The organism is Algoriphagus taiwanensis (genome assembly GCF_036245645.1).
GTDB classification, from domain to species: Bacteria; Bacteroidota; Bacteroidia; order Cytophagales; family Cyclobacteriaceae; genus Algoriphagus; species Algoriphagus taiwanensis.
In genome coordinates, this window is the sequence record NZ_BTPE01000003.1 from 255828 (window position 1) to 282522 (window position 26695).

General features: G+C 43.5%; 30 protein-coding genes. 10 read left to right on the forward strand and 20 right to left on the reverse strand.

The window, feature by feature from the left end; all coding sequences use genetic code 11:
- Positions 1-164 precede the first annotated feature (164 nt).
- The 7 genes from AAA938_RS05410 to AAA938_RS05440 form a co-directional block, all read right to left on the reverse strand.
- The gene (locus AAA938_RS05410) at positions 165-2033 is read right to left on the reverse strand and encodes a monovalent cation:proton antiporter-2 (CPA2) family protein (protein WP_338227621.1); all 1869 of its coding nucleotides are present in this window, start codon (positions 2031-2033) and stop codon (positions 165-167) included.
- 6 nt (positions 2034-2039) lie between these two features.
- On the reverse strand, positions 2040-2606 hold the full coding sequence (gene kefF / locus AAA938_RS05415) for a glutathione-regulated potassium-efflux system oxidoreductase KefF (RefSeq protein WP_338227622.1): 567 nt from the start codon (positions 2604-2606) through the stop codon (positions 2040-2042).
- A 4-nt stretch (positions 2607-2610) separates the two neighbouring features.
- Positions 2611-3039, reverse strand: coding sequence for a (4Fe-4S)-binding protein (locus AAA938_RS05420; RefSeq protein WP_338227623.1), 429 nt, complete (start codon positions 3037-3039; stop codon positions 2611-2613).
- Between the two features lie 292 nt (positions 3040-3331).
- On the reverse strand, positions 3332-4987 hold the full coding sequence (locus AAA938_RS05425) for a sodium-dependent transporter (protein WP_338227624.1): 1656 nt from the start codon (positions 4985-4987) through the stop codon (positions 3332-3334).
- Positions 4988-5023: 36 nt separating this feature from the next.
- A complete protein-coding gene (locus AAA938_RS05430; protein ID WP_338227625.1) occupies positions 5024-5518 on the reverse strand; it encodes a hypothetical protein in 495 nt (164 codons plus the stop codon).
- A 53-nt stretch (positions 5519-5571) separates the two neighbouring features.
- Positions 5572-5784: a hypothetical protein gene (locus AAA938_RS05435; RefSeq protein WP_338227626.1), complete on the reverse strand. Its 213-nt coding sequence runs from the start codon at positions 5782-5784 to the stop codon at positions 5572-5574.
- A gap of 198 nt (positions 5785-5982) precedes the next feature.
- Positions 5983-7476 (reverse strand): glycoside hydrolase family 32 protein, encoded by a 1494-nt coding sequence (locus AAA938_RS05440; RefSeq protein ID WP_338227627.1) that lies wholly within the window; start codon positions 7474-7476, stop codon positions 5983-5985.
- A 90-nt stretch (positions 7477-7566) separates the two neighbouring features.
- Between AAA938_RS05440 and rfbA the strand changes: the two genes are divergently transcribed.
- The gene (gene rfbA, locus AAA938_RS05445; protein ID WP_338227628.1) at positions 7567-8427 is read left to right on the forward strand and encodes a glucose-1-phosphate thymidylyltransferase RfbA; all 861 of its coding nucleotides are present in this window, start codon (positions 7567-7569) and stop codon (positions 8425-8427) included.
- Here the strand turns inward: rfbA and AAA938_RS05450 are convergent.
- The 6 genes from AAA938_RS05450 to AAA938_RS05475 form a co-directional block, all read right to left on the reverse strand.
- Positions 8420-9304 (reverse strand): CorA family divalent cation transporter, encoded by an 885-nt coding sequence (locus AAA938_RS05450; RefSeq protein WP_338227629.1) that lies wholly within the window; start codon positions 9302-9304, stop codon positions 8420-8422. The genes rfbA and AAA938_RS05450 overlap by 8 nt on opposite strands.
- 20 nt (positions 9305-9324) lie before the next feature.
- Entirely contained in the window at positions 9325-10341 is a 1017-nt protein-coding gene (locus tag AAA938_RS05455; protein WP_338218744.1) for a hypothetical protein, read from the reverse strand.
- A gap of 3 nt (positions 10342-10344) precedes the next feature.
- Positions 10345-10656 carry a DUF3817 domain-containing protein gene (locus AAA938_RS05460; protein WP_338227630.1) on the reverse strand — a complete coding sequence of 104 codons (312 nt, stop codon included), beginning with the start codon at positions 10654-10656 and terminating at the stop codon, positions 10345-10347.
- 6 nt (positions 10657-10662) lie between these two features.
- Positions 10663-11259, reverse strand: coding sequence for a hypothetical protein (locus AAA938_RS05465; protein ID WP_338227631.1), 597 nt, complete (start codon positions 11257-11259; stop codon positions 10663-10665).
- Between the two features lie 89 nt (positions 11260-11348).
- Positions 11349-11879, reverse strand: coding sequence for an acyl-CoA thioesterase (locus AAA938_RS05470; RefSeq protein ID WP_338227632.1), 531 nt, complete (start codon positions 11877-11879; stop codon positions 11349-11351).
- Between the two features lie 136 nt (positions 11880-12015).
- Positions 12016-12675, reverse strand: a complete 660-nt coding sequence (locus AAA938_RS05475) for a protein-L-isoaspartate(D-aspartate) O-methyltransferase (protein ID WP_338227633.1) — start codon at positions 12673-12675, stop codon at positions 12016-12018.
- A gap of 110 nt (positions 12676-12785) precedes the next feature.
- Between AAA938_RS05475 and AAA938_RS05480 the strand changes: the two genes are divergently transcribed.
- Positions 12786-13382 (forward strand): riboflavin synthase, encoded by a 597-nt coding sequence (locus tag AAA938_RS05480; protein ID WP_338227634.1) that lies wholly within the window; start codon positions 12786-12788, stop codon positions 13380-13382.
- Between the two features lie 12 nt (positions 13383-13394).
- On the opposite strand, the gene ggt is transcribed toward AAA938_RS05480, so the two are convergent.
- Genes ggt through AAA938_RS05495 form a run of 3 tightly spaced genes read right to left on the reverse strand, consistent with a single transcriptional unit; the run spans position 13395 to position 17818 of the window.
- Positions 13395-15098, reverse strand: coding sequence for a gamma-glutamyltransferase (gene ggt, locus AAA938_RS05485; RefSeq protein ID WP_338227635.1), 1704 nt, complete (start codon positions 15096-15098; stop codon positions 13395-13397).
- A 3-nt stretch (positions 15099-15101) separates the two neighbouring features.
- Complete coding sequence (locus AAA938_RS05490) at positions 15102-17465, reverse strand: S9 family peptidase (RefSeq protein ID WP_338227636.1); 2364 nt, start codon at positions 17463-17465, stop codon at positions 15102-15104.
- 17 nt (positions 17466-17482) lie between these two features.
- The gene (locus tag AAA938_RS05495) at positions 17483-17818 is read right to left on the reverse strand and encodes an Hpt domain-containing protein (protein ID WP_338227637.1); all 336 of its coding nucleotides are present in this window, start codon (positions 17816-17818) and stop codon (positions 17483-17485) included.
- A 153-nt stretch (positions 17819-17971) separates the two neighbouring features.
- Between AAA938_RS05495 and AAA938_RS05500 the strand changes: the two genes are divergently transcribed.
- The 3 genes from AAA938_RS05500 to AAA938_RS05510 are packed head-to-tail and all read left to right on the forward strand — an operon-like array spanning position 17972 to position 19233.
- Complete coding sequence (locus AAA938_RS05500) at positions 17972-18130, forward strand: hypothetical protein (RefSeq protein WP_338218735.1); 159 nt, start codon at positions 17972-17974, stop codon at positions 18128-18130.
- A complete protein-coding gene (locus tag AAA938_RS05505; RefSeq protein ID WP_338227638.1) occupies positions 18127-18585 on the forward strand; it encodes a DUF2452 domain-containing protein in 459 nt (152 codons plus the stop codon). Before AAA938_RS05500 ends, AAA938_RS05505 begins: the two co-directional genes overlap by 4 nt.
- A 3-nt stretch (positions 18586-18588) precedes the next feature.
- Entirely contained in the window at positions 18589-19233 is a 645-nt protein-coding gene (locus AAA938_RS05510; RefSeq protein ID WP_338227639.1) for a DUF7255 family protein, read from the forward strand.
- A 2-nt stretch (positions 19234-19235) separates the two neighbouring features.
- On the opposite strand, the gene AAA938_RS05515 is transcribed toward AAA938_RS05510, so the two are convergent.
- Complete coding sequence (locus AAA938_RS05515; protein WP_338227640.1) at positions 19236-19853, reverse strand: deoxynucleoside kinase; 618 nt, start codon at positions 19851-19853, stop codon at positions 19236-19238.
- Between the two features lie 15 nt (positions 19854-19868).
- Complete coding sequence (locus AAA938_RS05520) at positions 19869-20762, reverse strand: 3-hydroxybutyryl-CoA dehydrogenase (RefSeq protein WP_338227641.1); 894 nt, start codon at positions 20760-20762, stop codon at positions 19869-19871.
- A 179-nt stretch (positions 20763-20941) separates the two neighbouring features.
- On the opposite strand from AAA938_RS05520, the gene AAA938_RS05525 reads away from it, so the two are divergent.
- Positions 20942-21775 carry a CvfB family protein gene (locus AAA938_RS05525; RefSeq protein ID WP_338227642.1) on the forward strand — a complete coding sequence of 278 codons (834 nt, stop codon included), beginning with the start codon at positions 20942-20944 and terminating at the stop codon, positions 21773-21775.
- Here the strand turns inward: AAA938_RS05525 and AAA938_RS05530 are convergent.
- Positions 21772-22131, reverse strand: coding sequence for an arsenate reductase family protein (locus AAA938_RS05530; RefSeq protein WP_338227643.1), 360 nt, complete (start codon positions 22129-22131; stop codon positions 21772-21774). The genes AAA938_RS05525 and AAA938_RS05530 overlap by 4 nt on opposite strands.
- A gap of 64 nt (positions 22132-22195) precedes the next feature.
- Between AAA938_RS05530 and AAA938_RS05535 the strand changes: the two genes are divergently transcribed.
- Complete coding sequence (locus AAA938_RS05535) at positions 22196-22696, forward strand: YkgJ family cysteine cluster protein (RefSeq protein WP_338227644.1); 501 nt, start codon at positions 22196-22198, stop codon at positions 22694-22696.
- A 43-nt stretch (positions 22697-22739) separates the two neighbouring features.
- A complete protein-coding gene (locus AAA938_RS05540; RefSeq protein WP_338227645.1) occupies positions 22740-23672 on the forward strand; it encodes an ROK family protein in 933 nt (310 codons plus the stop codon).
- Here AAA938_RS05540 and AAA938_RS05545 read toward each other — a convergent pair.
- The gene (locus tag AAA938_RS05545; protein ID WP_338227646.1) at positions 23653-24039 is read right to left on the reverse strand and encodes a hypothetical protein; all 387 of its coding nucleotides are present in this window, start codon (positions 24037-24039) and stop codon (positions 23653-23655) included. The two genes, AAA938_RS05540 and AAA938_RS05545, sit on opposite strands and share 20 nt — an antisense overlap.
- Before the next feature lie 102 nt (positions 24040-24141).
- On the opposite strand from AAA938_RS05545, the gene AAA938_RS05550 reads away from it, so the two are divergent.
- Entirely contained in the window at positions 24142-24750 is a 609-nt protein-coding gene (locus tag AAA938_RS05550) for a DNA topoisomerase IV (RefSeq protein WP_338227647.1), read from the forward strand.
- A gap of 9 nt (positions 24751-24759) precedes the next feature.
- Positions 24760-26658: a DNA topoisomerase IV subunit B gene (locus AAA938_RS05555; protein ID WP_338227648.1), complete on the forward strand. Its 1899-nt coding sequence runs from the start codon at positions 24760-24762 to the stop codon at positions 26656-26658.
- Positions 26659-26695: the final 37 nt, after the last annotated feature.

The window sequence follows — 26695 nt, forward strand, 5'->3', positions numbered from 1 at the left end:
AAAAGTAATTGAACACTGTTTAATTCCAAATTTATTTCAAAAATTTTTTTTCAGGAATCAATATTTCCTTCTAAAATGAAGGGATCGGGTCTAGTCCATGGATCAGTATTCTAGGCAGAAAAGTCAAATTTCAATTGAAAGCAAGAATCCTGAATATCGTGTATTTACTTCTGCTCTTTCATAGGATCGCTATCCCAAGCGTGGTCATTGAGTGAGAATTTTTTGGCCAATTCTCCTGAAAGTAAAGTTTCCTGCAGTTCAATTTGCTTTTTTACTTTGCTGATATACTCTTCCCGATTGTTTTTATACTGAACCAATACTTTCAGGGCATCCTCATCGTATTTTTTAAATTGATCGGCTAGGCGATGTACGGTATAAGCCCGAAATCCCAGTTTCTTGAGTGCATCCTCACCAATACGAATGGAACTGTCTAGGTGCTCCCGATAGATGTTTTTGGCATTCATTTCCATGTATTCGTAAGCATCCATCCGGTTTTTTGCTCTGAGCATGATCTCCAAGTGAGGGAAATGTTCATGGCAAACTTCAATAAGCTTTTTGTTGGTCTCCTCAGAATTGACTGCGGAAATGAGAATTTTAGCCTGTTCAGCGCCGGCGGAGTGAAGCAGGTCCACACGGGTAGCATCTCCATAAAAGACCTTGAATCCCATCCTTCGAAGCAAATCCACCTGATCGGGATTGTAATCCAATACCGTGGCTTCGACACCATTTGCCCGAAGAAATCGGCCTAGAGTGGATCCAAAGTGAGAAAACCCAACCAAAATCACTGAATTTTTCTCTTCAATAGTATCTGCTTCTCTCTCTTGGCCTTTGGGTTTATTTTGAGCTTTTGCCAGGATTGTCTTGTCCAAAACCAAACCCAAAATCGGCGTGAACGTCATACTCAATGCCGTGATAGCCATTAAAGTATCTGAAACTTCTCCATCAAAAATCCCCAGTTGCAGGGCAAAAGCATAGATGACAAAGGAGAATTCACTGACCTGGGCTAGCCCAAAGGCATAGCTTAGATTTTCGGCAAATCCCAGTTTTTTGGCTTTTCCAATACCAAAAAGAATGATGGCTTTAACCAACATCACTCCTAAGGTCACAGAAATAATGATTCCCGGATTGGCTAGGATGAGATCAAAATTTATGGTAGCTCCGACTGCCATGAAAAACAAGCCCAAGAGCAGTCCTTTAAAAGGATCGAGGTCGGATTCCAAAGCATGTTTGTATGGAGAATTGGCCAAAATAACCCCGGCGAGGAAAGTTCCCAAGGCAGGGCTAAGCCCCACCAAACCCATCAGGAAAGCAATGCCTACCACGATCAAAAGTGCAGAAGCGGTAAACAACTCTCTAAGCTTGGTTTTAGAAACCCAATTAAGAAGTGGGCCAAATCCAAATCGTCCCAAAAGGATGACAAGGCCAATAGCCCCGAAAATCGAAAGTGTTTGAACCCATCCGGGTTGATGCTCTAGTAGGCTGCCATGGCTATCTCCGGAAGAAATGGGAGCCGCCACTGCCAAAAGAGGCAATACCGCCAAAATAGGAATGACGGCAATATCCTGCATCAACAAGACACCAAAGGACATTTTCCCTGATGGACTGTCCAGTTGGTTTTTTTCCTTGAGTGACTGAAGGACTATGGCTGTGGATGAAAGAGCCATGGCCATACTTAAGGTTAGATTAATTCGCCAATCCTCCAAAACCAGCATGGCAAGACCAAAAATCAAAAGTATAGTAATCAAAACCTGAGTCAAGCCTACCCGAAGGATGAGGTCTTTCATTTTCCAAAGGTTTTTGGGCTCCAGCTCCAAGCCTATCAAAAACAGCATCATCACTACGCCAAATTCGGTCGTATGCATAATGTCCTGCCCTTCTTTTCCATCCTGAATAAATCCAAAAACATAGGGACCAATGAGTATTCCTGCGATCAAATAACCCAAAACGGAACCCACTCCCAGTTTTCTGGCAATGGGAACACAGACGATCGCCGCCAGGATGTAGATGATTGAATTAAAAAGAAATCCGTCCATAGTGGGTCAGGGCTTTTGGATGTAGGGAAAAGTGATTTCTGGACTATCTCTTAGTGTCAGGATTAAGTCCTTATAAGCCAGCTTTTGTTTGTTAAGCTCGTCTTCCGTGATTTTGTGCGTTCCACCTACATGAAAAGGAGGGAGGTACCGCATATTGCAGAGATAGGCAGTCTGCTCAAAAGGACGGAGAAATTCCTCCATAGTATACCGGTTGCGTCCATTGTGCTGATACACTTCCTCTGAGCCGCCGGAAGTGATGGCATTGAAGATGTATTTGTTTTTCAGGTAAATCCCCCCTTGACCATAAGCCCAGCCATACTCCAAAACCAAGTCTATCCATTGTTTGAGCAGGGGTGGGCATGAATACCAGTAGATGGGATGGTGCCACACTGCCACTTCATGTTCAAAGAGAAGCTCTTGCTCTTGCTGTACGTCGATCGAGAAGTCAGGATAAAGCTCATACAGATCCCGGATAGTAACATTTTCCAAGCCTCTGATTTCCCGAATCAAGGCTTGATTGACATCCGACTGTTCGTACTTGGGGTGGGCAAATAGAATCAGGATTTTTCGCATAAATTCAGCCTTGGAATCCTATTTTCTTATGTGTACCATCACAAAAGGGTTTGTTTGCGCTGCTTCCACAGCGGCAGAAAGCTGAGACTTTATACTGCTTTTTGATCTCCCCGTCTGGTAATTTTACCTGAAGATTTCCATAGACCATCAAGGGCCCATTGGATACGACTTCCACAATCTGTTCCGAATGGGTGCCTTCCTCTTTTTTATCCTCTTTATTTTCAAAATAATAACCCAAAGCCCCACTGGGACATTTTTGGATTTGGGCCACAATTTGATTGGTTTCTGCACCCAAAGGATCTATCCAAGGCTTCTTTTCCGCATTAAAAACTGAAGGCAATCCATTCACGCAATTGGCGGAGTGAATGCATTTTTTGGGCTCCCAAGTAATGGTCACCTCTCCGTTGCTGTATTCTTTTTTTATTTCTCCCATGATATTAAATAGTATTGATCCACTAGATTTTTTCTCAAAATGACCTGTGTTTTATGTTTGACAAAATCCTCCGACAAAAGAAAGAACATTCGAGTTGCTCTCTTAAGTTTACCAAAAAGGATTCATTTCTGCCTGATTTTTAGAAAAGAAAATCCCTGTCTGAGTTGTCAAACAGGGATAGGTTGTGATCAAGAGGTTTGATCAGGCTTTTTCAGCACGCGGTAGAAACAATAGGCGGTGATTCCCAGAATTGTTCCTTGCGTGAGAATGACGAGGATTAGGGCGGAAGTATTCATGATGTCTTGGATTTTCTGTGGATGAATGCATACCAGACTACTCCGGCGATGAAGAGGAAAAGCAAAGCAAGTTGAGTCCTGGCCCAGCCAGAAAACTTGATTTTCAAGTCGAAAAAGGCCTTTCTTTCCGGTTCTTTCTCCATTTCCAGATAAATGTCTTCAAAGGATAATTTGGCCAAAAGAGAATCCGAATCCAGTTTCCAAGACCGCCCTTCTGTCAGACCTTGAATCGCCCCGACCCAGTCGTTGCCTTCCGGTGTGAAAAGTGCTCCTGCAAAGACCAAAAGCAACAGAACCGGAGTCACGTATTTCATCACCCATTTGAAAAATAAAGGCAACCGGATGTCTGCGCCTCTGTTGAGTTCAGCCCATCCCCGATCTATTCCAAATATCCAGGAGAATAGGATAGTTTCCAGCAAGGCAAAAATCACCAAGCTTACCGTTCCTGCCCAATAATCGTATTCGTCAAAATAGCCGTAGGAATAGAACAATACCGTGGGAATACCCATGATCAAAGCTAAAATTCCAAAGGAAAAGGCACCCTTATTCCGACTCCAGCCAAATTCATCTTTCATAAATCCCATCCATGGAGTACCCATGGCCAATGAGGAAGTAATCCCGGCAAAGAACAGGAGTCCAAACCAAGATACCCCGGCGATAACTGAAAACACACCGCCCCATTGCTGAAAGAGATAAGGCATAGTCTGAAAGGCCATTCCAAAACCGGCATTTTCCAAGACCCAATCCAATCCCAAAAATCCAGCAGCTATCGGAATGACAATAGCACTTCCCAAAAGCACTTCCACAAACTCATTGGTGAAACCGGCTGTCATGGAGTTCAAGGCAATATCTTCGTTGGCTTTTAGGTAGGAGGCATAGCACTGAATAGAGCCCATACCTACCGAGAGGGTGAAGAAAATCTGTCCCGCAGCTGCCAACCAGACTTTAGGGTCCGCCAAAGAGGTGAATTGGGGAGTCCAAAGGAAATTGATCCCATCCCAGGCATTGGCGTCCGGAAACTCAGCAGAAGCATAACTGCTTCCCATTGTCCATCCTTTCACAGCCAAAATAACTCCGAAGAGAATCAATAACGGCATGCCGATTTTTGCCACTTTTTCTATTCCTCCCAGACCTGTCGAAAGGATATACACATTAATTCCCAAGACGAATAGGTAAACCAAAAGCGGGAAGTATGGAATACCGAAATCAGCTCCTTCCAGATTGACATAAAGGGTGAAAAAAGTGCTGATTTCCTCTTTGCTCCAACCCGAGAAAGTGCCGGTAAGCGTATGAACTACGTAGATTAAAGTCCAGGACTCGATATAGGTGTAGTAGGCTACCACTGCGATATTCGTGAATATCCCAAATACACCGATGTATTTCCAAATGGGCTTTGAGCCCATGGATTCCAATATGTACGGGGTGCTGTGGTTACCGCTTTTGCCGCCAAATCGCCCCAAGGACCATTCGATAAAGAGAAGGGGCAAGCCCATCAAAAGGAAACAGACCAAATAGGGGATTATGAAAGTTCCTCCGCCATTTTCAATGGCTTGTACGGGAAAACGGAGGAAGTTGCCTAGTCCTACGGCATTCCCTGCCATGGCTAAGATAAGCCCGGTTCTAGACCCCCAGGATTCGTTGGTTTTAGTCATAGGAAAAGCAGGGGAGGGAAAGCCCTCCCCTAGAATTTAGTGGGTGATAACTTGGTCCAAATAGCCTTTCCACTGATTAGCCAGCAAGCGCTCTCCGAGCAAGTCGGTAAACTGCTCCCCATCGTAGAATTCAAGAGAAATTGGGGCTTGTTCTTTATCCATGGGATATAGCTGCAAGGCCAAATAGTCCAGAATTACTCGTTTTTCTTTTTCTACTACCAAGGAATGAGATTTTTCTTCCACGCTTACTTTACCTATCGTTTTCAGGTCTACGGTGAGGTCAAGATACTTTTCTCCATAGCGCTGATAAATCAGTTTCTTATGGTCTCGATCCAGACCGATTTGATAGGTATTTCTCCATCGCTCCCTTACTTCCGGGTTAGCTCCAGACAGCTTGGCAAGCGTGTCAAAAGATTGATTTTGTTGGGTCACCACCTTTTTGGATTTGATATTGTGGTAGACAAATGGTGCAATAAATGCAGCCATGAATAAAGAGGACACAATGAGTGTCCCAGGATCCATGTCGATCATGAGTTGTGTAGATTTTAATTTCTGAATTGATTCTTAGCGGAATTCAGAAATCTCTACCAGGTGAAAAAGAAGTGAAGGAAGGTGATTTTGACATCGAAGAGAGCCTGCGGGCGATACAACTCTTCGAGAACTTGAAAACTAGCCTGCAGATGAGGCAGCATTCTGAACAGGTCTTCTGCATTGAATTTGCCAAAGCTGTTCCAGTCAATTTTGAAGGAGGGAATTTCTACGGAAATCTGATGAGGTACCGTTGAGGAAAATCTCATCAAATCCATAGATTGAATTTGAACTTCCCGCTCAGTTTTTACTTGAGAATAATCGGGGGTCGAAAGGAAAAAAAAGCTACAAAATCCCAGTACCCAACTGAGGGAAAGAAATATTGTCGCTAGCCTTTTTGTCATGGATTCAGCAAAAACTCCGCGAAGGTTCAATAATAAAAATCAAATAAACAATGGACCTGAAAATTATTTTTTCAAATCATAAATCATGACCTTTTCCAGCCCTTTAATCCCGCTGATTTTTTTCCAGGGAGCGCTGGGAAAAACAAGTGCTGTCAGGGCTAATTCCCCCTCGTTGACAAAAACCTCTACCGAATGCGCATCTACAAATACTCGCAGGGAAGTGGCTTCCCAGCTCATTTGAGCTGAAAATACCGAAGCAAAATCCTCGTGAAATTCTGTATTTCCAGATTTGGAACGATCAAGGGTCAGAAGATTTCCTTCTTTGAATATTCTGAGGCTGTCGCCATTTTCATTGCTCAGAAAAAGGTTGAAACTTTCGGAGTTTTCTACTCCTGCCTCAATCTCAAAAGCTTCAGATGGAAGCCCGCTTTCCTCCCTATAAATCTCATAGCTGGCTTTCCTTAAATCGGTCAATTCCACTGCAGGGGAGGATTTCAGCAAGAGGGTTCCATTGACCTCAAAAAGAGAAAGCGCTCTGGGAATGGTCATTGAAGATTTCCATGGATCTGTTGGCAATACCTGTCCGTATAGCCAGTTGCTCATCCAACCGATGAAAAGTGTTCTATTTTGTTCTTTTGGGAGGTTGGACCAAGTGACCCCAGCGTAGTTGTCCGGACCGTAGTCCAGCCATCGGATCATCGTGTCATCAGGAGTGAAGACACCATTTTCGAACTGGCCAATGAAATATTGGGTAGCAGAACCTTTCTGAGGACCTCCGGGATTGATGCTGACTAGCAATACCCACTTTTGAGTCCCATCAGCCAAGGTGAAGGGTAGTAAATCCGGACATTCCCAAACCCCTCCATGGGCCCCAACTCCCTGTCCAAATTCGCTTTTTAAAGTCCAGTTAATCAGATTTTCAGATCCATAAAATTGTATTCGGTCCATCACGGCCAAAGTCATGATCCATTCCTTTTTTCCATCAGCATTCACCCCTTGAAATACCTTTGGATCTCTGAAGTCCTTGATGCCCTGATTGGGGAGGACTGGGTTTCCATGATACTTTTCCCAGCTTTTTCCCTTATCCAGGGAAAAAGCAATGGCTTGGCTTTGGTAGTCAGTCTTCCCGGCTTTTTCCCCATCCATATCATGATAGGTGAAAATGGCCACGAGAGGAGGATTGGAATCTGTACCCAATTGAGAACTGTTTTCTGCATCGAAAACCGCACTTCCTGAGAAAATATAGCCCAAACTATCTGGATATAGGGCAATAGGAAGCTCTTCCCATTCAGTCAAATTACCGGTTACGGCATGTCCCCAATGCATGGGGCCCCAAACTGTGGTATCCGGATAGTACTGAAAAAAGAGGTGATAAGCCCCATCCATGTACACCATTCCATTGGGATCATTCATCCAGCCTGATTCAGGCGCAAAATGATAAACCGGGCGATAAGGTTCGAGATTAGCACTTTGGAAGCTAACCTCGCTTTGTTTTTGGCAAGAAGAACCCAATACGGCAAATAGGATTAGAGCGAAAAATGAGTTTTTTGTCGTCATCAGCGGTACGGAAGAAGGACTATTGTTTGAAAACTAATCCAAAAATAGCAGATATCGCTTAGCTTTGGAGATTCATTTTATCAGCTCTTTATGAAAGGTATCATTTTAGCCGGTGGCTCCGGGACGCGACTTTATCCCTTGACTATCTCTGTCAGTAAGCAATTAATGCCTGTTTACGACAAGCCGATGATTTATTACCCGCTATCAGTTTTGATGATGGCAGGAATTAGGGAGGTTTTGATTATTACTACTCCAGATGATTCGGCTTCTTTTCAAAAATTACTGGGGGATGGCTCCCAAGTAGGATGTCGATTTGAATATGCCGTTCAGCCTAGTCCTGATGGATTGGCGCAAGCCTTTATCATCGGAGAGGAATTCATCGGAAAGGATAAGGTAGCCCTGGTTCTTGGGGATAATATCTTTTATGGTTCAGGATTACAAAAGACTCTGCAGGAAAATACCGATCCGGATGGGGGCGTAGTTTTTGCCTACCACGTGAATGACCCTGAGCGCTACGGCGTGGTAGAGTTTGATGAAGATCAAAAGGCCATTTCTATTGAAGAGAAGCCGGTTAACCCAAAGTCAAATTTTGCAGTGCCCGGACTTTATTTTTATGATAATCAGGTGGTGGAAATTGCCAAAAACATCAAGCCTAGCCCAAGAGGTGAATTGGAAATTACCGATATCAACAATGAATATCTTAAAATGGGTAAACTTCAAGTCGCTATACTCAATCGGGGTACTGCTTGGCTGGATACCGGTACTCATCAGTCTTTACTTCAAGCTGCCCAATTCGTGGAAGTCATAGAAGAAAGACAGGGACTTAAAATCGGCTGTATTGAGGAAATTGCCTTTAGAAACAATTTCATTGGAAAAGAGGAATTGCTCAAGGCAGCAGAGAAATTGGGGAAAAGCGGCTACGGCACCTATTTGCGTCGATTGGTTAAATAAATTTTTTCCTTTTGAACCAAAAGTAAATCAGAAGTGACATGAAGGCCATCAGGCCCCAAACGACGAAATACCCGTAGCTCCACTTCAATTCAGGCATGAGCTCGAAGTTCATTCCGTACACTCCTACGATGAAAGTCAATGGAAGGAAAAAGGCTGAAAAAATGGTAAGAAGCTTCATTACCTCATTGGTCTTTTGTGAGGTCAGTGACATGTAGGTGTTAAGCAGAGCTTGGGCGTCTTCCAATGCCTCATCAAACTGAAAAAACAAACTGGAGGCCGTTTCTTTCAAATCCTGGAGCTTGGTCATGTGACTAGGCTCTACCTGGATTTGATTCATTACCGATTGGGTCAGGAGGATCAGTTTTTTGCAAGCTCTGGCTTTGGCTTTGTCGTAATACAAGCTCTCGATGGACATTTTCTTATGGTCTTTGAGAAAAATTTCCGCCTCGAAGCTGTCCATTTTATCCGATAGCCATTGAGCAGGTTCGATGTAAGTTTCCAGCATAGCCTCGAGAATTTTGAGCATCAATTCTTCTGGAGATTTGATATTTCCCTGTTCCTGAATCTCGTTCAAAAAAGGAAATTCCTTTTGGTGCGCGGTGATTAAAACAGACTCATTGTAGAAGAACCCGATTTTATTGGTCAGCTGAGAAATGGTAGATCTTTCTCCGGAAATTTTATGAGAAAGGGCCCGGAAAAGTAAAAATGTTGAGGACTGGATTTTCTCAATCTTCGGCAAGTGCCCAACTTCCAATATATCATCCATCAAGTGGGAATTTCCTCCGTGGTCTTCGAAACATTGACGAAGCTCAGTTTTTTTGGGATTGACAAAGTCAAACCACTGAAAATTTGGATAATCCTTGATCGATAAAGCCATCTTTTTCTTGTTATCTGGGTTTAAAGGACCTGTTCCAAACTTTTCCTCAGAATTCCCCCCATGTTTTGACAGGTTAAAAATTTATCATTCTTATAATGTTTTGCCAAATCCTTCTTGAGCGAATCTACATTCTCTGGAAGAGAAATTTTGTCTTTTTCCATCGTGTGAAGGATATCCTCAATTTCTTTATGGGATGATTTGAGTCGGGTAGCGATCAGTGCTCTTTCTTCCTTTTGATATTGCCGCATGGACTCGGGGGTGATAAACTGCATTCCGAGATTGATCAAGGCATTGTTTTCCTTGAAGTATTGGGGAAGGTAAATCGACTTTTTGCCCTCATAGGATTGCTGATCAAAATCTATCGCACGAATCCGATAATGCGTCTCCTCAAAATCCGGGGTGACATCCACCACAAAATTGGAAGAATGCATGTCTCCAAGCAGGCGAACAAAACAGCGTTCGTTGAACTTGACAAACTCTTTGGCCAATCGAATGGGATTCATATTGGGGTCATCCATGTGCTGTCTCATGAATTTATCCCCGGGAATCCCCGCGATATGCTCCTCAATCAAGGTGTTTTGATGAACGAGATAGCTGATTCGGTTTGGAGAAAGTAAATCCTCCAACTCCAAGCCATAAACCCGGGATGCATCAGCGTTTTTGATATAGAAGTAGTCAAAATTATCGTTGATCCGATTGACAATCCTTACGCGAAATGGCTGGGTATTTCCGTAAATACAAAGGTCAATCCGGTCAATGTACAAATGCTCCATCACGCTCATATCCCCTCCGGCTTTGAGCAAAGCATAGATTTTCTTGACGTTCAGATGGATTTCTTCCCGGTCGCTTTGATCATAAAAGACCGTTTCCCAAAAGGTATCCTGATCCTTGGAATCGTAAAGTGCGATGGAGTTGGAATAGCGAAGCAGCTCATGGTAGTGGATGGGAATGTCGACTTCCCGTCCGTATTTGATCAGATATCGTCTCAGTCCTGCACTGATGGGATAGATGACTTTCTTTTTACTGATCAAGGCCATGGCTTACAGATTCACATGTTGACTTTTCTTCAGGTTTCTGTCGAAAATAAATGGCCCAAAGGGTAGGATAGAAGCGAAAAGTGCAAAAAAGGTTCTTCCAAATTCCCATTTCAGTTTCTGAGCAGTGGGGAATACTACGTAAATGTAAAGGATAAACAAAAGCCCGTGTGCCCAACCTACATAGGTCACCGCTTCCGGAATATCATAGATGTATTTCAAAGGCATAGCAATGAAAAGAAGCAGCAAAAAGGAAATTCCTTCCAAAATACTGATCCATTTGAATCTTCGGGCCCAAAGGGTCTGTTCGGCATTCATGAGCAATCAGGAGGTGATGTTGAATAATACTTTTAATGATTTCCAAAGCTTGGATTTCAGTTCCCGATCTTCGGAAATCACCGTAAGAGAATCGGCGAAGAGGAATTCGGTCTCCTCTTCTGAGTGAATTTCATAAAGCTGTGCGGGGATGGCATTGATGGGATGCTTGATTCGTCCAAATTTCAGCACGGTATGGGCATTGAGCGCCAAAAACTCCTCCATGCTGCGATTGGTTAGGCCTTCGGAGGAAAGGAGTCCGATTTCTGTCATGGAATGTCCGCAGGCATTGATCATTTTCACCAGCATTTCCATGACTTCAGGAAGGAGTTCGGCTTCTTCGTGCAATACCAAAATTCCTTTGGTGAAATTTCCTCTTACCTGAATTGGTTCAGGGGTAATTTCCTCTTCTATGACCTGTACGGGGGCGTTTTCGATTTTGGGAGCGACAATTACAGGCTCAGGTGTCTGGAGTATTTCTCTTTCTTCCTTCACCTGAGGAGCTTCTTTCACCTGCCCTTCTGCATAAAGGGATTTTTCCTCCGGAATCAAAAAAATGTCTTCCTGGAGAAAGGAACTCAACTCTTCAAAACTCATGGTATCCATGAGGGAAAATTGGGTAAAAAATGCCGATCGGCCAAGTCAGAAATGGATTTAATCCGTGAAAAATCCATTTCTGAATGGAATGATTCCGATTAAGTCGCTGGTCCTTCCAGATTAAAGATGGATTTGAGTTCTTTTGCGTCTTCCGGCTTCATTCGCTTAGCCAAAACCAGTCGAAGCTGCCTTCTTCTCAAGGCTCCATCAAACAGCTCTTTTTCCTCTTCCGACTCAGGAACTACCTCAGGGATTTCTATCGGGCGACCGTTTTGATCCACAGCTACAAAAGTAAAAAATGCCCGATGAGTCATTATTTTTTTGCTTGCAGGGATATCCTCTGCAGTCACTTCGATAAAGACCTCCATTGAGGAATTGAATGCCCGGGTGACTTGAGCTTTTAGCGTAACCACGTTGCCCAAGTTGATGGGCTGCTTGAAAGAAATGCTGTCTGCCGAAGCAGTGACAACGATTCGGTTGGAATGCTTTTGTGCAGCAATGGCAGCCACAATATCCATCCAATGCATCAACCGGCCACCCATGAGGTTATTCAGGGTATTGGTGTCATTGGGCAAAACCATCTCTGTCATGATGGTTACGGAATCTTTCGCAAATTTCTTCTTCGCCATAAAATTTCAGATTTGAACAAAAGTAAAAATAAAATTCTGATCTATCGATTCAAAATCACTAATTCCAAATTTAATTCTATAAAAATGAGATTTTCAACATTTATTGAACTAGGAATAGGGGGGAATATAAAAAAGCTTATCCTTTCCAGCCATCTTTGCCCAACAAAGGGACAAAAGCAAAACCTTCAAACTCTTCTTTAATCACTTCTTTGGATGATTTTTTGGTGATTTTCACCATAGTTTGACGCTTTCTGTCTCCTACTGGGATAACCAAAATTCCACCTATTTTCAATTGGCTAATCAATGCTTCAGGCACCACTGGAGCACCTGCAGTTACGATGATTTTGTCGAAGGGAGCATAGGGAGGAAGGCCTCCTGTACCATCTCCATAGAAGAGATGCATTTCTATACCCAATCGCTTGAGAAAGCGCTGAGTTTTCTCAAAAAGCTTTTTCTGGTACTCGATAGTAAATACCTCCGCTCCCAGAATATGGAGAATGCAAGCCTGATAGCCTGAACCTGTTCCGATTTCCAAAACCCGGTCACCTGGCTTCACTTCCAAAAGCTCTGTTTGAAATGCAACGGTGTAGGGTTGGGAAATTGTCTGACCTTCTCCGATGGGAAACGCCTTGTCTTCGTAGGCATGCGAAATCAAGGCGGTGTCAAAAAAGAAATGCCTGGGAAGTGTAAGAATAGCATCCAATACGCGCTCGCTTTTTATGCCTTTGGCTTTGATTTCCTGAACAAGAGCCCTTCTTTTTCCCTGATGAAGGTATGTATCTTCTAATTTGAGCATGTAAGGTCGCTGGTTTTCTTGCCGAAGATAAAGCAATAATTCCCTTACTTTGAAACCGAATTGGGCAATTTTTGCTTATTCATTGAGTGTTTGAACCTTAGAATAAATCCATGTTTACAGGAATCATAGAAGCTTTTGGAACCGTAAAAAAAATCACCCGGGAAGGAACAAATATCCATTTTGATCTGGAAACTCGACTGGCTTCCGAACTGAAAGTGGATCAATCCCTTGCTCATGACGGGGTATGTCTGACCGTAGTAAGTACTTCTCCGGACCAATATCGGGTTACTGCTATTCAGGAGACTTTAGATAAGACCAATCTCTCGTCTTGGAAAGAAGGTAAAAAAGTGAATCTGGAGCGCTGCATGCCTGCCAATGGACGTTTTGACGGACACATTGTCCAGGGGCATGTGGATCAGATTGGAAAAGTCAAAAGAATCAGTGATCAGGATGGTTCTTGGATTTTTGACTTTGAATATGCGGATTCGACTGGAAATGTGACAGTAGAGAAAGGCTCTATCACCATCAACGGAACGAGTTTGACTTGCTTCAACAGTGGCCCGGGTCGGTTTTCAGTGGCCATTATCCCGTACACCTACGAGCACACCAATTTTCATCAGCTGCAAGTAGGAGACGAGGTCAATTTGGAGTTTGATATCGTGGGAAAATACATCGCCAGAATGCTAAAAGGCTATCCCGTAGAATAGCCTTTAAGTAGTTTAAAATCCTGCCGCCCGATCATCTCCCCGGGGATCTGCGCCCCCTTCCAGTCTTCCGTCAGGCAAAACCAAAATGGCGTCCACTTTACCGATTACGGGGCTGTTGCCTTCATTAATCAAGTAGCCTTTTGCCTTGAGTCCTTGAATCAGAAGAGAATCAAAAGAGCCGGGTTCAAAATTGACCAAATCAGGAAGCCATTGGTGGTGAAAGCGGGGAGCTTCGACTGCTTCCTGCATTCCCATGCCAAACTCAGCAACATTGAGAATGGTCTGCAAAACTGAAGTGATAATCGTAGAACCTCCCGGAGTGCCTACAACCATCCAGAGCTTGCCCTCTTTTTCCACCAAAGTAGGTGTCATCGAGCTGAGCATTCTCTTGCCCGGGGCTATGCTGTTGGCTTCCGCGCCTATCAGTCCAAACATATTCGGGGTGCCGGGTTTGGCGCTGAAGTCGTCCATTTCATTGTTCATGAAAAAGCCCAATTCGTCCACAAAAAGCTTTGAACCATAGCCTCCGTTCAGTGTAGTGGTTATCGAAATGGCATTTCCCTCATTGTCCACGATAGAATAGTGGGTCGTCTCCATGCTCTCTGAAAATAGGATTTCTCCCTTGGCGATCGATTCAGATGAAGTTGCTTTTTCCCAGGAGAAAGATTCCATCCTTGACTTGAGGTAATCTCCATCAAGCAGTTGATCTACAGGTATTTTTACAAAGTCCGGGTCACCCAAATAATGGTTTCTGTCCGCATAAGCTCTTCGCTCTGCTTCCACTAATACCTGAATGTATTCCTGAGAGTGGTGTCCCATGCTTTTCAGGTCATATGGCTCTATCATTTTAAGAATTTGGCCTAAAGTGATGCCTCCGGAACTGGGAGGAGCCATGGAAATCACCCGAAGATCCCGATAGGTAAATACCACAGGATTTCTCCATACAGCCTGATAGGAGGCAAGATCTTCCTCAGTGATGATTCCACCTTTGTCCTGCATGTGTTTAGCCAGAATTTTTGCCGTTTCTCCTTTATAAAATTCATCTCGGCCATTTTTGGCGATTCGCTCCAGTGTGGCTGCCAAAACAGGGATTTTAAGGGTGTCCCCAGCCTGAATATCTCGATTGAAGAAGGTCTCGGGACCATTGACTTCTGTCACCACCGCTCTAACTCGCTGAAGTCGTTGGGCCTGATTTTCTGTAATCACAAAGCCATTTTTAGCCAAATCGATCACAGGCTGAAGAATCTCCTGAGGAGTAAGCTTTCCAAACTTGCTTTGGGCCTCGAATATTCCTGCTATCGTCCCGGGTACTCCTGAAGCCAAGGCTCCCTTGGTACTGAGTTGAGGCTGAAAATTACCTTCCTGATCCAGATACATATCCTTGTCTGCTGCAAGGGGAGCTTTTTCACGATAATCAATGGATCCGATTTCTCCATTGGACAATCGATATACGGCAAAGCCTCCTCCGCCAAGATTTCCTGCAAAAGGATAGGTAACGGCCAATGCCATTTCTGTAGCCATCATCGCATCAAAGGCATTTCCGCCTTTTCTGATGATTTCCAGTCCGATTTTGGAGGCCTCCTCTCGGGCTGATACCACCATTGCTTTTTCTGCAATCAGGCCTTGCTTTCTTTCCTCCTGGACATTTTGTTTTTCGCAGGAAAATAGAATAAGGACAAAGACTAGAATAAAATAAGGCGAGCGGTGTTTAGGCATGACTTATTCAGGTAAGAGGGTGGTGTTGAATAATTTGAGGATCCGCTTGTATTCGTCGGTCCAAGAACTGGGCTCGACAAAACCATGATCCTCTACAGGATAGACGGCCATTTCCCAATTGTCTTTTCCAAATTCGATGAGTCGCTGGGCAAGCCGAACTACGTCTTGGTAATGGACATTCACATCGAGCATGCCGTGAGCGATGAGGAGATTACCCTGAAGCCCTTCTGCAAAGTAAATGGGAGAAGATCGACGATAAGCAATAGGATCTTCTTCGGGAGTATTGAGAATATTGGCTGTATAGCCGTGATTGTAATGAGCCCAATCCGTAACTGAGCGAAGTGCAGCACCGGATTTGAAAACGTCCGGATGGTTGAATAGGGCCATCAAAGTGATAAATCCACCATAACTACCACCATAAATTCCGATTCGGTCAGCATCTACTCCGTGGGATGAAACCAGGAATTTTGCCCCGTCCACTTGGTCAGAGAGATCTTTTCCTCCCATGTGCCGATAGATTCCCGTTCTCCAATCTCTACCATATCCGGCAGAAGCCCGGTAATCGATGTCCAAGACTGTATAGCCCAAGTCGGTCAATAAATTGTGGAACATGTATTCCCGAAAATAACTGCTCCACCATTTGTGAACATTTTGCAGATAGCCTGCACCATGAACAAAGATGACCGCGGCTCCATTCTTTTTGGAAGGCTCCGGAAGGTAGAGTCTAGCTGGTACTTTGGCCCCGTCTTGAGCATCAAACCGAACAATTTGCGGGTCTCTCCAAGGGTAAGCTTTGAACTCTTCGCTTTGTCCTGAGGTCAGTTTTTGAGGTGTTGCTCCGGCTTTGTTTTCTTGAACAAACAGCTCAGACGGCTGATTGCTGTAGGAGTGAATGATTGCGATTTTCTTTTCGTCAGGAGAAAGTAAAGCCTGATTGTCTCCGGTCATGCTGGTGAGCTTTTCCATTGGTCCTCCCATCACAGGCATCCTGTAAAAATGACGCTCCCCAGGATCAACTTCTGAGGTGGTCAGATACCAATGCTTTTTGTCTTTGGAGAGGAATGGATCAAATACCTCATAATTTCCCGAAGTAAGCGCCTTTTTCTCCCCAGTACTGACATCCAAAAGGTACAAATGAGAGTAGCCAGTGGCCTCAGACTGGAAATAAATATGTTTGGAATCCGGCAACCAGCCTAACGTACCACCGCCAAAGGACCAGCCGATTCCCGGGCCTGCTACCCAAGCCTCGTCGCGTTGGCGATCTAGGGTCTTTAGCTTGCCCGTAGTCAAATCCACTTCAGTAATCCATCTGTCTTTGTTGTCAAAAGATCGGACTTGAATGATGGCTCTTTTTCCATCAGGAGAGAAATAGGGGCCGGATAGCGTTACTTCCCGCTCTTTTTCTTCCCAAGTTTTGTCAGGATAATCTTTGACATAGTCTGGAAGGTCCTTGATTCCCGGCAAATCGGAGGTACTCACATAGTAAACCGTGTCTCTTTTCAGATCATAGATTCCGATTTCTACTTTGCTGGGCTTGGTCCCGACTTTGGGTCTCGCGTTTAGATCCTCGGTATAGCCTGATGCGGCGGTATAATCCGGCACTTTGGTGTTTTTATTGCTGCTTGGAGTGAATACCGAGAAGGTGGCATACGCTGCATCAGGGCTGATTTGGAGGTTGCTGAGGTTTTTTCCTTGGGTGTAAAAAGCAAAGGAATCTTCCACTTCCCGAATAGCATCCCGATATGCTCTGGATTTTTCCTGAGCTTCTTTCCTTTTTCTTACCACCTGAAGCAAAGCAAGGTTTTCGGATTCCAAAAATGAACTTGCTTCTTTAGAGGATGAGGAACTATTGGCGGGCTTAGTGCCGGATACGATTTTTGTGGTTTTTTTGATCGCTTTGGTAGTCCTATCCAATAGATAGATATTGCCCGAGGAATTGAATGAGATCAGGTTCTCATCTGCCATAAAACCAATTGAAGAAAAGGCTTCATGCCATTCCATCAGCAGGCTTTCCTTCTTTTTCTTCAGGTCTTCGATCCAAAGCTGGTTCTTTACCCTGTAAATGCGTAGGGTGTTGTCTTTATTGAAAGCTTCAAGTCCTTTGTCTAAGCTTCTTTTTTCTTTCAAAGAGACTTTTACCGGGGATCCTGGATTGCTGAGATCAATTTTGTACAAGGAGTCAGCAGGATCATTTTCTAGATTGTATTGAAAATAAATCGTTTTGCCATCCTCACTCCAACTAGGAGAGGAAGGAAAAGTCCCCATCCATTTGGGGTCTCGCATAATGTAATCAACGGATAATAAGGACTGACCCTGTACTCCTAAGGTGATGAAGAGAAGTACGGGCAGAAGGAAAGATTTCTGCATGATAAATGGTGTTGGTATTAGTTTAATCCCTTGAGGAATGAGCTGAGCTCTGATTCGATAATGATAAGTTGCTCCTGAAGTGAATCGTTGATTTTTTTGGAATTTGCCAGTTCAGCTTCGATTTGTTCCAGGGTTTTTCGGGTTTTCAGAGCACCTATATAGCTCATGCTGGGTTTGGCTTTGTGGCATCTTTTTTTGACGGTATCCAAATCACCTGAGGTATAAAAGGTGTCTAATTCCTTTAGCTCTTTGATGTTAGTATCTAGAATTATCTGAATCATTTCTCGGATCATCTCCGGATCATCATCTCCAAAATACTGATAAATGGACTGTTCGCTGATCAATTGATACATAAGGGGGCGAAATCGTAGATGGGTTGAAAAAAAGAGTTTGGTAAGGTTTTCGATAAATTTAAAAACAATTTTCTAAAAGCTTTCTTTCTAGGTTAGGGATTAATTGATAAGCAGATTTAGTCATCCTGCCTACCTTTGCAAAAAACTGGACTCATGCAGAAAAATAAGAAACTCTTTTTGGTGCTCTTTGGAATCTTCATGCTGATCATCTTGTATGTAAGTTACGATATATCCAAAAGGACTACCTTCCCAGGCTCCAAAGGCAACCTCAAAGAAAGAATCTCATCCGAAGTAGAATCCGAAAAGAAATGACCGGGAAAAAAATTGACATTTCCAAGCTCGATCTGGAGCTGATGAAAGAAAAGACCACTGAAAACCCGGGTACGTTACCTTATGCCCACCACTCTGGAAGTGCACTGATCAAACCGGAGGATAAAGGAAAAATAACCGGACGGGCAGTGGCTGCCATGCATAGTCAGACCGATATGCAAATGGCTCAAATCTATGAGCAGATGCGCCTATTGGCAGATCAGGCCAAAAAAATCCAATCCAGAGTGGAAGTATCGGAGCGAATCTACCAAGCTTCCATCGCTTTTGAGCCCCTGATCAATCATCGCTATTTTCTGTATCAAAAAGAAGACGGAACGGACTTTATGAGCATGATCGCACCGGAAGAGTGGGGTAGGAAAAAAGACTGGGCACATTTTGTGGCAGAAGTGAAGCTTTTGGCTGACCACACCTGGGATATTCTCAGGGAAAATACCTGATTCATGGAGCACTTGATGACCCGACAGCTGGACCTCATCCTGAAGGAAGGTGGAGCTAATTATGATTTTTTGACAGAACTGGAAGTCAACCCGAAGTACTTGGATGAAAAAGGAAAAGGCTGGCTGAGTGAGATTTTTGAGGATTTGGGAGGAAATGGTTCTTTTCCTCTGTTAGAAAAGCTCAAGTTTGACTTTAAAATCGGCCGGCATTTATTGACCTGGGATGAGGACATTCATTTCAACAGGTATCGACTGATTACCCTTCGTTCGGACATGTATTCGGAATGGAGTTTTTCTTTTGCCGAAGCCTATAAGCGATTGTGCAGAACCTATGAAAAAGAGGCTCAGAAAATCGGTTTTCAAAAAAGAATCTGGGATGGCCCCCCGATTGCAAAGACTTGTTTCGGTGTAGCTTCGGAGATTGGTGATTTTTCTGCATCAGGAGCTACTGGATGGAAATTATTGGCTTACAATGATGCACAGGCTGACCTTCAGACGAGGATTCATGGGTATAAGCTTATAAGAATCAGTCCTTACGAGACCCTGATGACCGGAGGCTCATTGAAGCGATTGGATCAGCTGCTCATCAACCCAAAAGAAGAGCAACGTGCGATGCTCTTCCAATGGTTGATGCGGAAAATTTCCTGAGATCAGGCAAATAGCCCAAACATCTCCCGTTCGATTTTTTCCACGATAAAGGAAAAGTCTTCCTGCCGCTCCACAAAGTCCAAATCATTGACATCGATGATCAGCAACTTGCCTTCCTTATAGTTGGAAATCCAATCCTCGTAGTGCTGATTGAGATTTTTGAGGTAGTCTATCCGCATGGCTGTCTCGTAGGACCGACCTCTTTTTTCTATCTGTCCCACCAATTTGGGAATATCCGCCTTGAGGTAAATCAGAAGATCGGGAGCCTTGACGTGAGAAATCATCGAATCAAAGAGACTTCGATAGTTCCAATAATCACGCTCTGTCAGCAGTTTGCTTTTGTATAAGTTGGCCGCAAAAATATAGGCGTCCTCATAGATCGTTCGATCTTGGATAGTGTGGTCATTACTGTCTTGTATTTTCCGGATTTGGTTGTATCGGGAATTGAGGAAATAGACCTGGAGATGAAAAGCCCAACGCTTCATATCTTCATAGAAATCAGGCAGGTAGGGATTGTTGTCAACCGCCTCAAATTCTGCCTTCCAGCCATAGTGTTTGGCTAGTTTTTCTGTGAGCGTGGTCTTCCCACTGCCGATATTTCCGGATACTGCAAAATGCATGTGAATCGTGTGAGATTATTTTTTGGAAAATCTGGAAGCAACCACCAAGTCCTTACTTCCCGGGGTGTAATGGTAAAATCCTTCGCCTGTTTTAGCTCCTTTGAAACCAGCTTCGACCATATTGACGAGGAGTGGACAAGGGGCATATTTTGGATTGCCAAATCCCTCATGCAATACACGGAGAATAGACAGACAAACGTCTAATCCGATAAAATCCGCCAATTGCAAAGGACCCATAGGATGAGCCATTCCCAGCTTCATGACCGTGTCGATTTCTTCTACACCAGCCACTCCTTCGTAAAGGGAATAGATTGCCTCGTTGATCATCGGCATCAAAATTCGATTGGCTACAAATCCCGGATAATCATTTACCTCTACAGGAATTTTGCTCAGCTTTTTGGAAAGATCCATGATGGTATCGGTCACGGCATCCAATGTGGCGTAGCCTCGGATGACTTCAACCAGCTTCATGACTGGGACTGGATTCATGAAGTGCATACCGATGACCTGTTCAGGTCTTTGGGTTACCGCTCCGATTTTGGTGATGGAGATGGAGGAAGTATTGGTGGCCAATATGGCTGATTTAGGGGCAAAATCATCCAATTTGCGGAAGATGTCCAGTTTGAGGGCCATATTTTCAGTGGCAGCTTCCACAACCAAGTCGGCATTTTTCACCCCTTCTTGTAAATCGGTAAATGTGGTAATTCTGGAAATAGCCTCATTTTTTTGCTCTTCAGTCAGACTGCCTTTACTCACCTGTCTGTCCATATTTTTTGCAATGGTAGCCATGGCTTTTTCCAATTGAGCGGCTTGGATGTCAATCAAGGCTACCTGATAGCCATGCTGCGCAAATACATGGGCGATACCGTTGCCCATGGTTCCTGATCCGATTACTGAGATTGCTTTCATAAAGAAGTGATTACTAGAGAAAAACGTTATGATTTGGGTTTATGCTGTCCAAAAGTGGACTTTTCAGATAGCCAAAACTAAGTCTAAGCCCGGCTTTTTCCAATTTCAACCGGGCTATTCCCGACTTTGTTTGTCAGAAATTGAAATCCCTGAAGCGATTAATCTTTACCTTTGGCACTATGAAAGAACTAGGACTGATCAGCACATTACCCATTAATCGCTTTACGGATTTTGGAGCCTATTTGGCTTTATCTGATGGGGGAGAGGTGCTTTTGCCTCAAGGCTATCTGAATGGAGATGAGAAAGAGGGAGATGAAAAGGAGGTATTTGTTTACACGGACAGTGAGGATCGTCCTGTGGCTGTCACTGATCGTCCAAAAGTTCTTTTGGATGAGTTTGCTGTTTTAGAAGCCAAAGAGGTGACCTCTTTTGGTGCTTTTATGGATTGGGGATTACTGAAGGATCTTTTTGTGCCCAACTCGGAAATGGCAAAGCCCATGACCGCCGGTCAAAAATATCTTATTCGGGTTTGTGTGGACTACAGAACAAACCGACTGATTGGTGTGAGTAAGTACCGAGAATTCATGTATCCTGCACCCAAAGATTATGAACCGGGAAATGCATGCGAGGGACTGATTTTCGAAAAAACGGATTTGGGATATAAGGTTTTGCTGGAGGATCGATACGAGGGATTGATCTATGCCAATGAAGTTTTTCAGCCTTTGGAAATAGGGGAAATAAGGACGCTCTATGTAAAGAAGCGCAGGGACGACGGTAAAATTGACTTACAGCTTTTGCCTCCGGGTAGAGAGAAATATGAAGAAGGTGCGGAAAAAATCCTTCAGATATTAAATGAAAAAGGCTTTTTACCACTTCATGACAAATCAGACCCTGAGGAAATCAAGCGGGTATTGGGAATGAGTAAGAAGCATTTCAAACAGTGTATAGGACAACTGTATAAGGCAAGGGAAATTACCATTCAGGATAATGGCATTGCCCTCGCCAATGATTAATCCAGCTTAAGTATATCTGTGGGAGTCTTGCACAGAATAGCCCGATTTCGGAAAATGGCGATCGGCGACTTAATCAAATGAGGGAACCGGACTAGAATATTCAACCAACTTTCCTCATCCCATTCCTTTCCGGCGATATGGTTTTGGTAATCCGGATGAGCACGATTGAGTAAGTCTTTTGGACGAAGATTGAGCATGTTGAGAATTTGATCCCACTGTGTAGGAGTCAGTTTTTCTTTGATTACGTCGATTTCATTGACAAACTTGCTTAGGGATTTTGCATAAGCTTTGGTTTGCTTGTCGATAGGCTGAAGTGAACTGTGATAGAAGTACAATTCGGATGGATGAATTTTCATGGCTAGGTCATTTTGGATACCTATAATTTAAGAATATTTAAAAAAACTTGAAAATCAATCGCTTGTGAATTCTCCGATCGATCTCAAAAAATTTAACCAAGAGTCAAAATCTGAATTTCCTTCCAATAAAAAGCTGAAGGAAAAGCTTCGCAAATCCAAAAGCAAAAATCTGGATGAGCGATTTCATCAGCTTCATGAGGAGACATTCAAAGAAATTGACTGTTTGAATTGTGCCAATTGCTGTAAAACGACGAGTCCCATTTTTATTCAGACGGATATCGATCGCTTGGCGAAGACCTTCCGGATGAAGAGCAGTCAGTTTATTGAAACCTATCTCCACAGGGATGAAGAGGGGGATTATGTGCTCAATTCAGCACCTTGCCCGTTCCTAGGGGCAGCTAATAAGTGTTTGGTCTATGAAGATCGGCCAAAAGCCTGTAGGGAATATCCTCACACAGATAGAAAGAACATGTTGGGAATCTTGGACTTGACGCTTAGAAATACTTTGGTGTGTCCGGCAGTTTTTAAAATTTTTTATGAGATCGGCAAAGATTATAGGAAGTGAACCAATAGTTTTGCTTTTTTGACAATCAAACCTATGAATAACTATGAATAATAAGGAAAAGCATTTTCTCGGTGTGGATGTGGGAGGAACCCATCTCAAGATCGGCTTAGTAGATCGGGAAGGCACCATGCTGGATTTTCAAAAAGAAGATACAAGTCCGTTTAGAGATCATTCCGATGGATTTGGAAAATGCTTTATCGATTTGATGGAAAAATACCTTCAGAAATATCCTCAGGTAGAAAAAGTGGGGATCGGTCTTCCGGGTATGATTTCCAAGGATAGAAGCACCCCATTGGAAATCCCTGCTATTCCTGATTTGAACAATTTTAAACTGAAGGCAGGACTAGAAAAAAAGTATCCCAATCATGAGTTTTTTCTGGAAAACGATGCTGCCGCAGCTGCAATTGGGGAATTTTATTATGGAAAGGGCGATATAGCCGAAAACTTTCTTTTTATCACCATGGGTACTGGTATTGGTAGTGCCTTGGTTTTGGAAGGGCAGGTATTTAAAGGCTCGAGAGGTAATGCCATGGAAATGGGGCATATGCTTTCCCGAGGCAATGCCGGTTTGGAAACATTGATTGGCCGAAATGGAATTTTGAGAATCATGGACAACCTGATCTCTGCTTATCCTGAAAAAGCCAAAGAATTGGTGGGTAAAGAACTAGGAACCCATCTCTTGGTCGACACAGCCAAAGCCGGAAATGAGGTGTCCTTGATGGTATTCAAAGAAGTGGCAGATATCATCAGTGAGGCGATTGTATCGACTATCCGAATCTTGGACGTGACTGATGTGTACTTTGGAGGGGGAATTTCAGCTGGTTTAGAATTTATGATGCCTACTATTGAATACAACACAAGAAAATACCTAACTCCCTACTATGTGAAAGACCTGAAGTTGAAAAAAGCCACATTGGAAAACAACGCCGGCACCTTAGGGGCCGCTGCTCTCTGCTTTATGGGTTCAGGTTTGTAATAGTAATCTCGGAAACCTTACTTATCGCATTCATTCGGAAAAGAACTCTTAGGGGTTCTTTTTCTTTTTCCACCCCTTCACACGCTTCACTTGGTTCAAGAAAATAGAAGAAAAAACTTTGGCTTTTGTCCACCAATTCTACTCGGTCAGGCCGTCCAAAGGTTTTGATGATGGACTGATTATCTGCGCCTAGAAATTCATTTTTTATCGCACGGAATTTTTCCAAATCCTGCATCCGGAGCCCCTTACAGCCATATCGGTCCGCTTTCCAATTATCCAGATTGACCTCACCGGCATCGAGCGCAGGACTGCAGGATTGAAGGAATATCAGGAATAAAAATAGAGCAGGGATCAGTACTTTGTTCATGGGTTGAAATATTTGCTGCGAAGATCGGAGTATTTTTGGCTTTTGTTTCAAAAACTGGATTTTTAGCTTGTTTAAGCGGATTCAAATACTTTCCTGAATTTCATGGAATTAAGAATTGATTCTGGTTTTCTGTCAGAAATTGACAACTTAAGAACACGAATTCTTAGCTTCCTGTTTGCCCAAATGGGTTATATTAGCACGTTCAATTTCCCCAATTTCATGTATTACAGATTCGGAAAGGCCTTTTACATGGTCAGTGTGTTGATTTTCATTTTCTTCCTACTTTATTTCTATTCGGCCCTGCCCGAAAAAGTGGGATTGGGTATAGATGAAAACGGGACGATTGACCGAGCGTGGGAAAAAAGCCACTTCTTTTATGCCTCAGTTCTGGCATTTGTCCTGCTCAATGCGGTGACAGTTTTCTTTCCCAAATCCTTGGAGACCAAAGCCAATAAAAAACTCCATCGCATTTTCCCTGTAGGGGATCCCTACAGAGATTATCTTCTGGCCTGGTTTTATTCCTTTGGAGCCTTGATCAATATTAGCTTGGCAGTGGCGGTGTTTTACGTCCATTCCATCAATAATCAGGAAGAAATTTCCGCAAGTCTATTTAATTTTTGGTTTTACCTGATTCCAATTTTGCTTTTGGTTTGGGTAGTTGGCTTATTTGTTTTGTTTGTGGGAAAATTTAAAGCTGTACAGCAAGGATAACGCAAGAACATGGCAGAAACTGTAAAATATACCGAAGACAGTATCAAATCCCTGGATTGGAGAGAGCATATCCGCCTCAGACCCGGGATGTACATCGGAAAGCTTGGAGACGGTAGCGCTCAGGATGACGGAATCTACGTCTTGGTAAAGGAAGTGCTGGACAATTCCATCGATGAGCACATGATGGGATATGGACGGACAATCGATGTAAAAATCTCCGAACATCGGGTAGAAGTACGTGACTATGGTCGGGGAATTCCCTTGGGAAAAGTCATAGACTGTGTCTCCAAAATCAATACCGGTGGAAAATACGATTCCGGTGCTTTCCAAAAGTCTGTGGGACTAAATGGAGTCGGTACCAAGGCCGTCAATGCACTTTCTGATTACTTTAAAGTGCAGGCTTACCGAGATGGAGAAACTAAGGTGGCTGAGTTTGAGAAAGGAATTTTGACCAATGATGCCCCTGTGGATAAGACTTCCGAGCGAAACGGAACTAAGGTGATTTTCACTCCGGATGCTACAATTTTCAAAAATTACCATTTCATCCCCGAGTATCTGGAAAATCAGATTTGGAACTACGCTTATCTGAATGCTGGCCTAACCATCAATTACAACGGGAAGAAATACTTTTCTGACAAAGGACTTTACGATCTCCTTTCGAATAAAATCGATGAGGAAAGTATCAGATACCCAATCATTCATCTGAAAGGAAATGACATCGAAGTAGCAATTACCCACTCAGGGAGCTATGGAGAGGAATATTATTCCTTTGTCAATGGACAATATACCACGCAGGGAGGGACTCACTTGGCGGCTTTCCGAGAAGCCATTGTGAAGACTGTACGCGAATTTTACAAAAAAGACTACGATGCCTCTGATATCCGCCAATCCGTAGTAGCCGCTATCGCTGTTCGGGTTCAGGAACCTGTCTTCGAATCCCAAACCAAAACCAAATTGGGTTCTCAAAGTGTAGGACCTGATGGACCTACGCTTCGGACTTTTGTCAATGACTTCATCAAGACCGAGTTAGACAATTATCTCCATAAAAATCCAGCAACTGCGGATGCATTGCTTAAGCGTATTCTTCAGTCTGAGCGGGAGCGAAAGGAGATTTCAGGAATCAAGAAGCTGGCCAATGAGCGGGCAAAAAAGGCCAACCTGCATAACAAAAAGCTCAGAGATTGCCGGGTACATTACGACGACCCAAAAGGGGATGAGGAAGTGAAAAATAAGACCATGCTCTTCATCACTGAGGGGGATTCTGCATCAGGTTCCATCACCAAAAGCCGGGATGTGCAGACTCAGGCGGTTTTTTCTCTCCGAGGCAAGCCTCTAAACTGCTACGGAATGACCAAAAAAGTGGTCTATGAAAATGAGGAGTTCAACTTGCTTCAGCATGCTTTGAATATCGAAGATGGAATCGAAAATCTCCGCTATCGAAAGATTGTGATTGCTACGGATGCTGACGTGGATGGAATGCATATCCGCTTGCTCATCATGACTTATTTTCTGCAGTTTTTCCCCGATTTGGTCAAAAATGGGCACTTGTTCATTTTGGATACTCCTTTGTTCCGGGTCAGAAACAAAAAGGAAACCATTTATTGCTATACCGACGAGGAGAGGCAAAGAGCTATCCACAAGTTGGGTTCCAAGCCGGAAATCACCCGATTCAAAGGATTGGGAGAGATTTCTCCTGAGGAGTTTGGCAATTTCATCGGAGAGGATATCCGTTTGGACCCGATCATTCTGAATAAGGATACCAAAATCTCGGATTTGTTGAGTTTCTATATGGGAAAGAATACTCCAGACCGGCAAAACTTTATCATCGACAATCTGAAGATCGAGAAAGACCTTGCCTTGGAGGACCCTAAAGAAACTGCCGAATCAGAAAATGAGGAAGCAGCGTAATCATCACCCTGCATCATCTTTTAACTAGAGACAATTT

What these genes read in the sequence shown, in the direction of transcription:
- ggt (WP_338227635.1), bottom strand. Translation starts at nt 15,098, where the DNA reads ATGCCTAAACACCGCTCGCCTTATTTTATTCTAGTCTTTGTCCTTATT.
- AAA938_RS05430 (WP_338227625.1), bottom strand. Translation starts at nt 5,518, where the DNA reads ATGATCGACATGGATCCTGGGACACTCATTGTGTCCTCTTTATTCATG.
- AAA938_RS05420 (WP_338227623.1), bottom strand. Translation starts at nt 3,039, where the DNA reads ATGGGAGAAATAAAAAAAGAATACAGCAACGGAGAGGTGACCATTACT.
- AAA938_RS05490 (WP_338227636.1), bottom strand. Translation starts at nt 17,465, where the DNA reads ATGCAGAAATCTTTCCTTCTGCCCGTACTTCTCTTCATCACCTTAGGA.
- AAA938_RS05515 (WP_338227640.1), bottom strand. Translation starts at nt 19,853, where the DNA reads ATGCATTTTGCAGTATCCGGAAATATCGGCAGTGGGAAGACCACGCTC.
- AAA938_RS05520 (WP_338227641.1), bottom strand. Translation starts at nt 20,762, where the DNA reads ATGAAAGCAATCTCAGTAATCGGATCAGGAACCATGGGCAACGGTATC.
- AAA938_RS05425 (WP_338227624.1), bottom strand. Translation starts at nt 4,987, where the DNA reads ATGACTAAAACCAACGAATCCTGGGGGTCTAGAACCGGGCTTATCTTA.
- AAA938_RS05550 (WP_338227647.1), top strand. Translation starts at nt 24,142, where the DNA reads ATGGAATTAAGAATTGATTCTGGTTTTCTGTCAGAAATTGACAACTTA.
- kefF (WP_338227622.1), bottom strand. Translation starts at nt 2,606, where the DNA reads ATGCGAAAAATCCTGATTCTATTTGCCCACCCCAAGTACGAACAGTCG.
- AAA938_RS05455 (WP_338218744.1), bottom strand. Translation starts at nt 10,341, where the DNA reads ATGGCCTTGATCAGTAAAAAGAAAGTCATCTATCCCATCAGTGCAGGA.
- rfbA (WP_338227628.1), top strand. Translation starts at nt 7,567, where the DNA reads ATGAAAGGTATCATTTTAGCCGGTGGCTCCGGGACGCGACTTTATCCC.
- AAA938_RS05545 (WP_338227646.1), bottom strand. Translation starts at nt 24,039, where the DNA reads ATGAACAAAGTACTGATCCCTGCTCTATTTTTATTCCTGATATTCCTT.
- AAA938_RS05465 (WP_338227631.1), bottom strand. Translation starts at nt 11,259, where the DNA reads ATGGATACCATGAGTTTTGAAGAGTTGAGTTCCTTTCTCCAGGAAGAC.
- AAA938_RS05500 (WP_338218735.1), top strand. Translation starts at nt 17,972, where the DNA reads ATGCAGAAAAATAAGAAACTCTTTTTGGTGCTCTTTGGAATCTTCATG.
- AAA938_RS05495 (WP_338227637.1), bottom strand. Translation starts at nt 17,818, where the DNA reads ATGTATCAATTGATCAGCGAACAGTCCATTTATCAGTATTTTGGAGAT.
- AAA938_RS05480 (WP_338227634.1), top strand. Translation starts at nt 12,786, where the DNA reads ATGTTTACAGGAATCATAGAAGCTTTTGGAACCGTAAAAAAAATCACC.
- AAA938_RS05555 (WP_338227648.1), top strand. Translation starts at nt 24,760, where the DNA reads ATGGCAGAAACTGTAAAATATACCGAAGACAGTATCAAATCCCTGGAT.
- AAA938_RS05525 (WP_338227642.1), top strand. Translation starts at nt 20,942, where the DNA reads ATGAAAGAACTAGGACTGATCAGCACATTACCCATTAATCGCTTTACG.
- AAA938_RS05450 (WP_338227629.1), bottom strand. Translation starts at nt 9,304, where the DNA reads ATGGCTTTATCGATCAAGGATTATCCAAATTTTCAGTGGTTTGACTTT.
- AAA938_RS05530 (WP_338227643.1), bottom strand. Translation starts at nt 22,131, where the DNA reads ATGAAAATTCATCCATCCGAATTGTACTTCTATCACAGTTCACTTCAG.
- AAA938_RS05470 (WP_338227632.1), bottom strand. Translation starts at nt 11,879, where the DNA reads ATGGCGAAGAAGAAATTTGCGAAAGATTCCGTAACCATCATGACAGAG.
- AAA938_RS05460 (WP_338227630.1), bottom strand. Translation starts at nt 10,656, where the DNA reads ATGAATGCCGAACAGACCCTTTGGGCCCGAAGATTCAAATGGATCAGT.
- AAA938_RS05410 (WP_338227621.1), bottom strand. Translation starts at nt 2,033, where the DNA reads ATGGACGGATTTCTTTTTAATTCAATCATCTACATCCTGGCGGCGATC.
- AAA938_RS05510 (WP_338227639.1), top strand. Translation starts at nt 18,589, where the DNA reads ATGGAGCACTTGATGACCCGACAGCTGGACCTCATCCTGAAGGAAGGT.
- AAA938_RS05505 (WP_338227638.1), top strand. Translation starts at nt 18,127, where the DNA reads ATGACCGGGAAAAAAATTGACATTTCCAAGCTCGATCTGGAGCTGATG.
- AAA938_RS05435 (WP_338227626.1), bottom strand. Translation starts at nt 5,784, where the DNA reads ATGAGATTTTCCTCAACGGTACCTCATCAGATTTCCGTAGAAATTCCC.
- AAA938_RS05540 (WP_338227645.1), top strand. Translation starts at nt 22,740, where the DNA reads ATGAATAATAAGGAAAAGCATTTTCTCGGTGTGGATGTGGGAGGAACC.
- AAA938_RS05440 (WP_338227627.1), bottom strand. Translation starts at nt 7,476, where the DNA reads ATGACGACAAAAAACTCATTTTTCGCTCTAATCCTATTTGCCGTATTG.
- AAA938_RS05475 (WP_338227633.1), bottom strand. Translation starts at nt 12,675, where the DNA reads ATGCTCAAATTAGAAGATACATACCTTCATCAGGGAAAAAGAAGGGCT.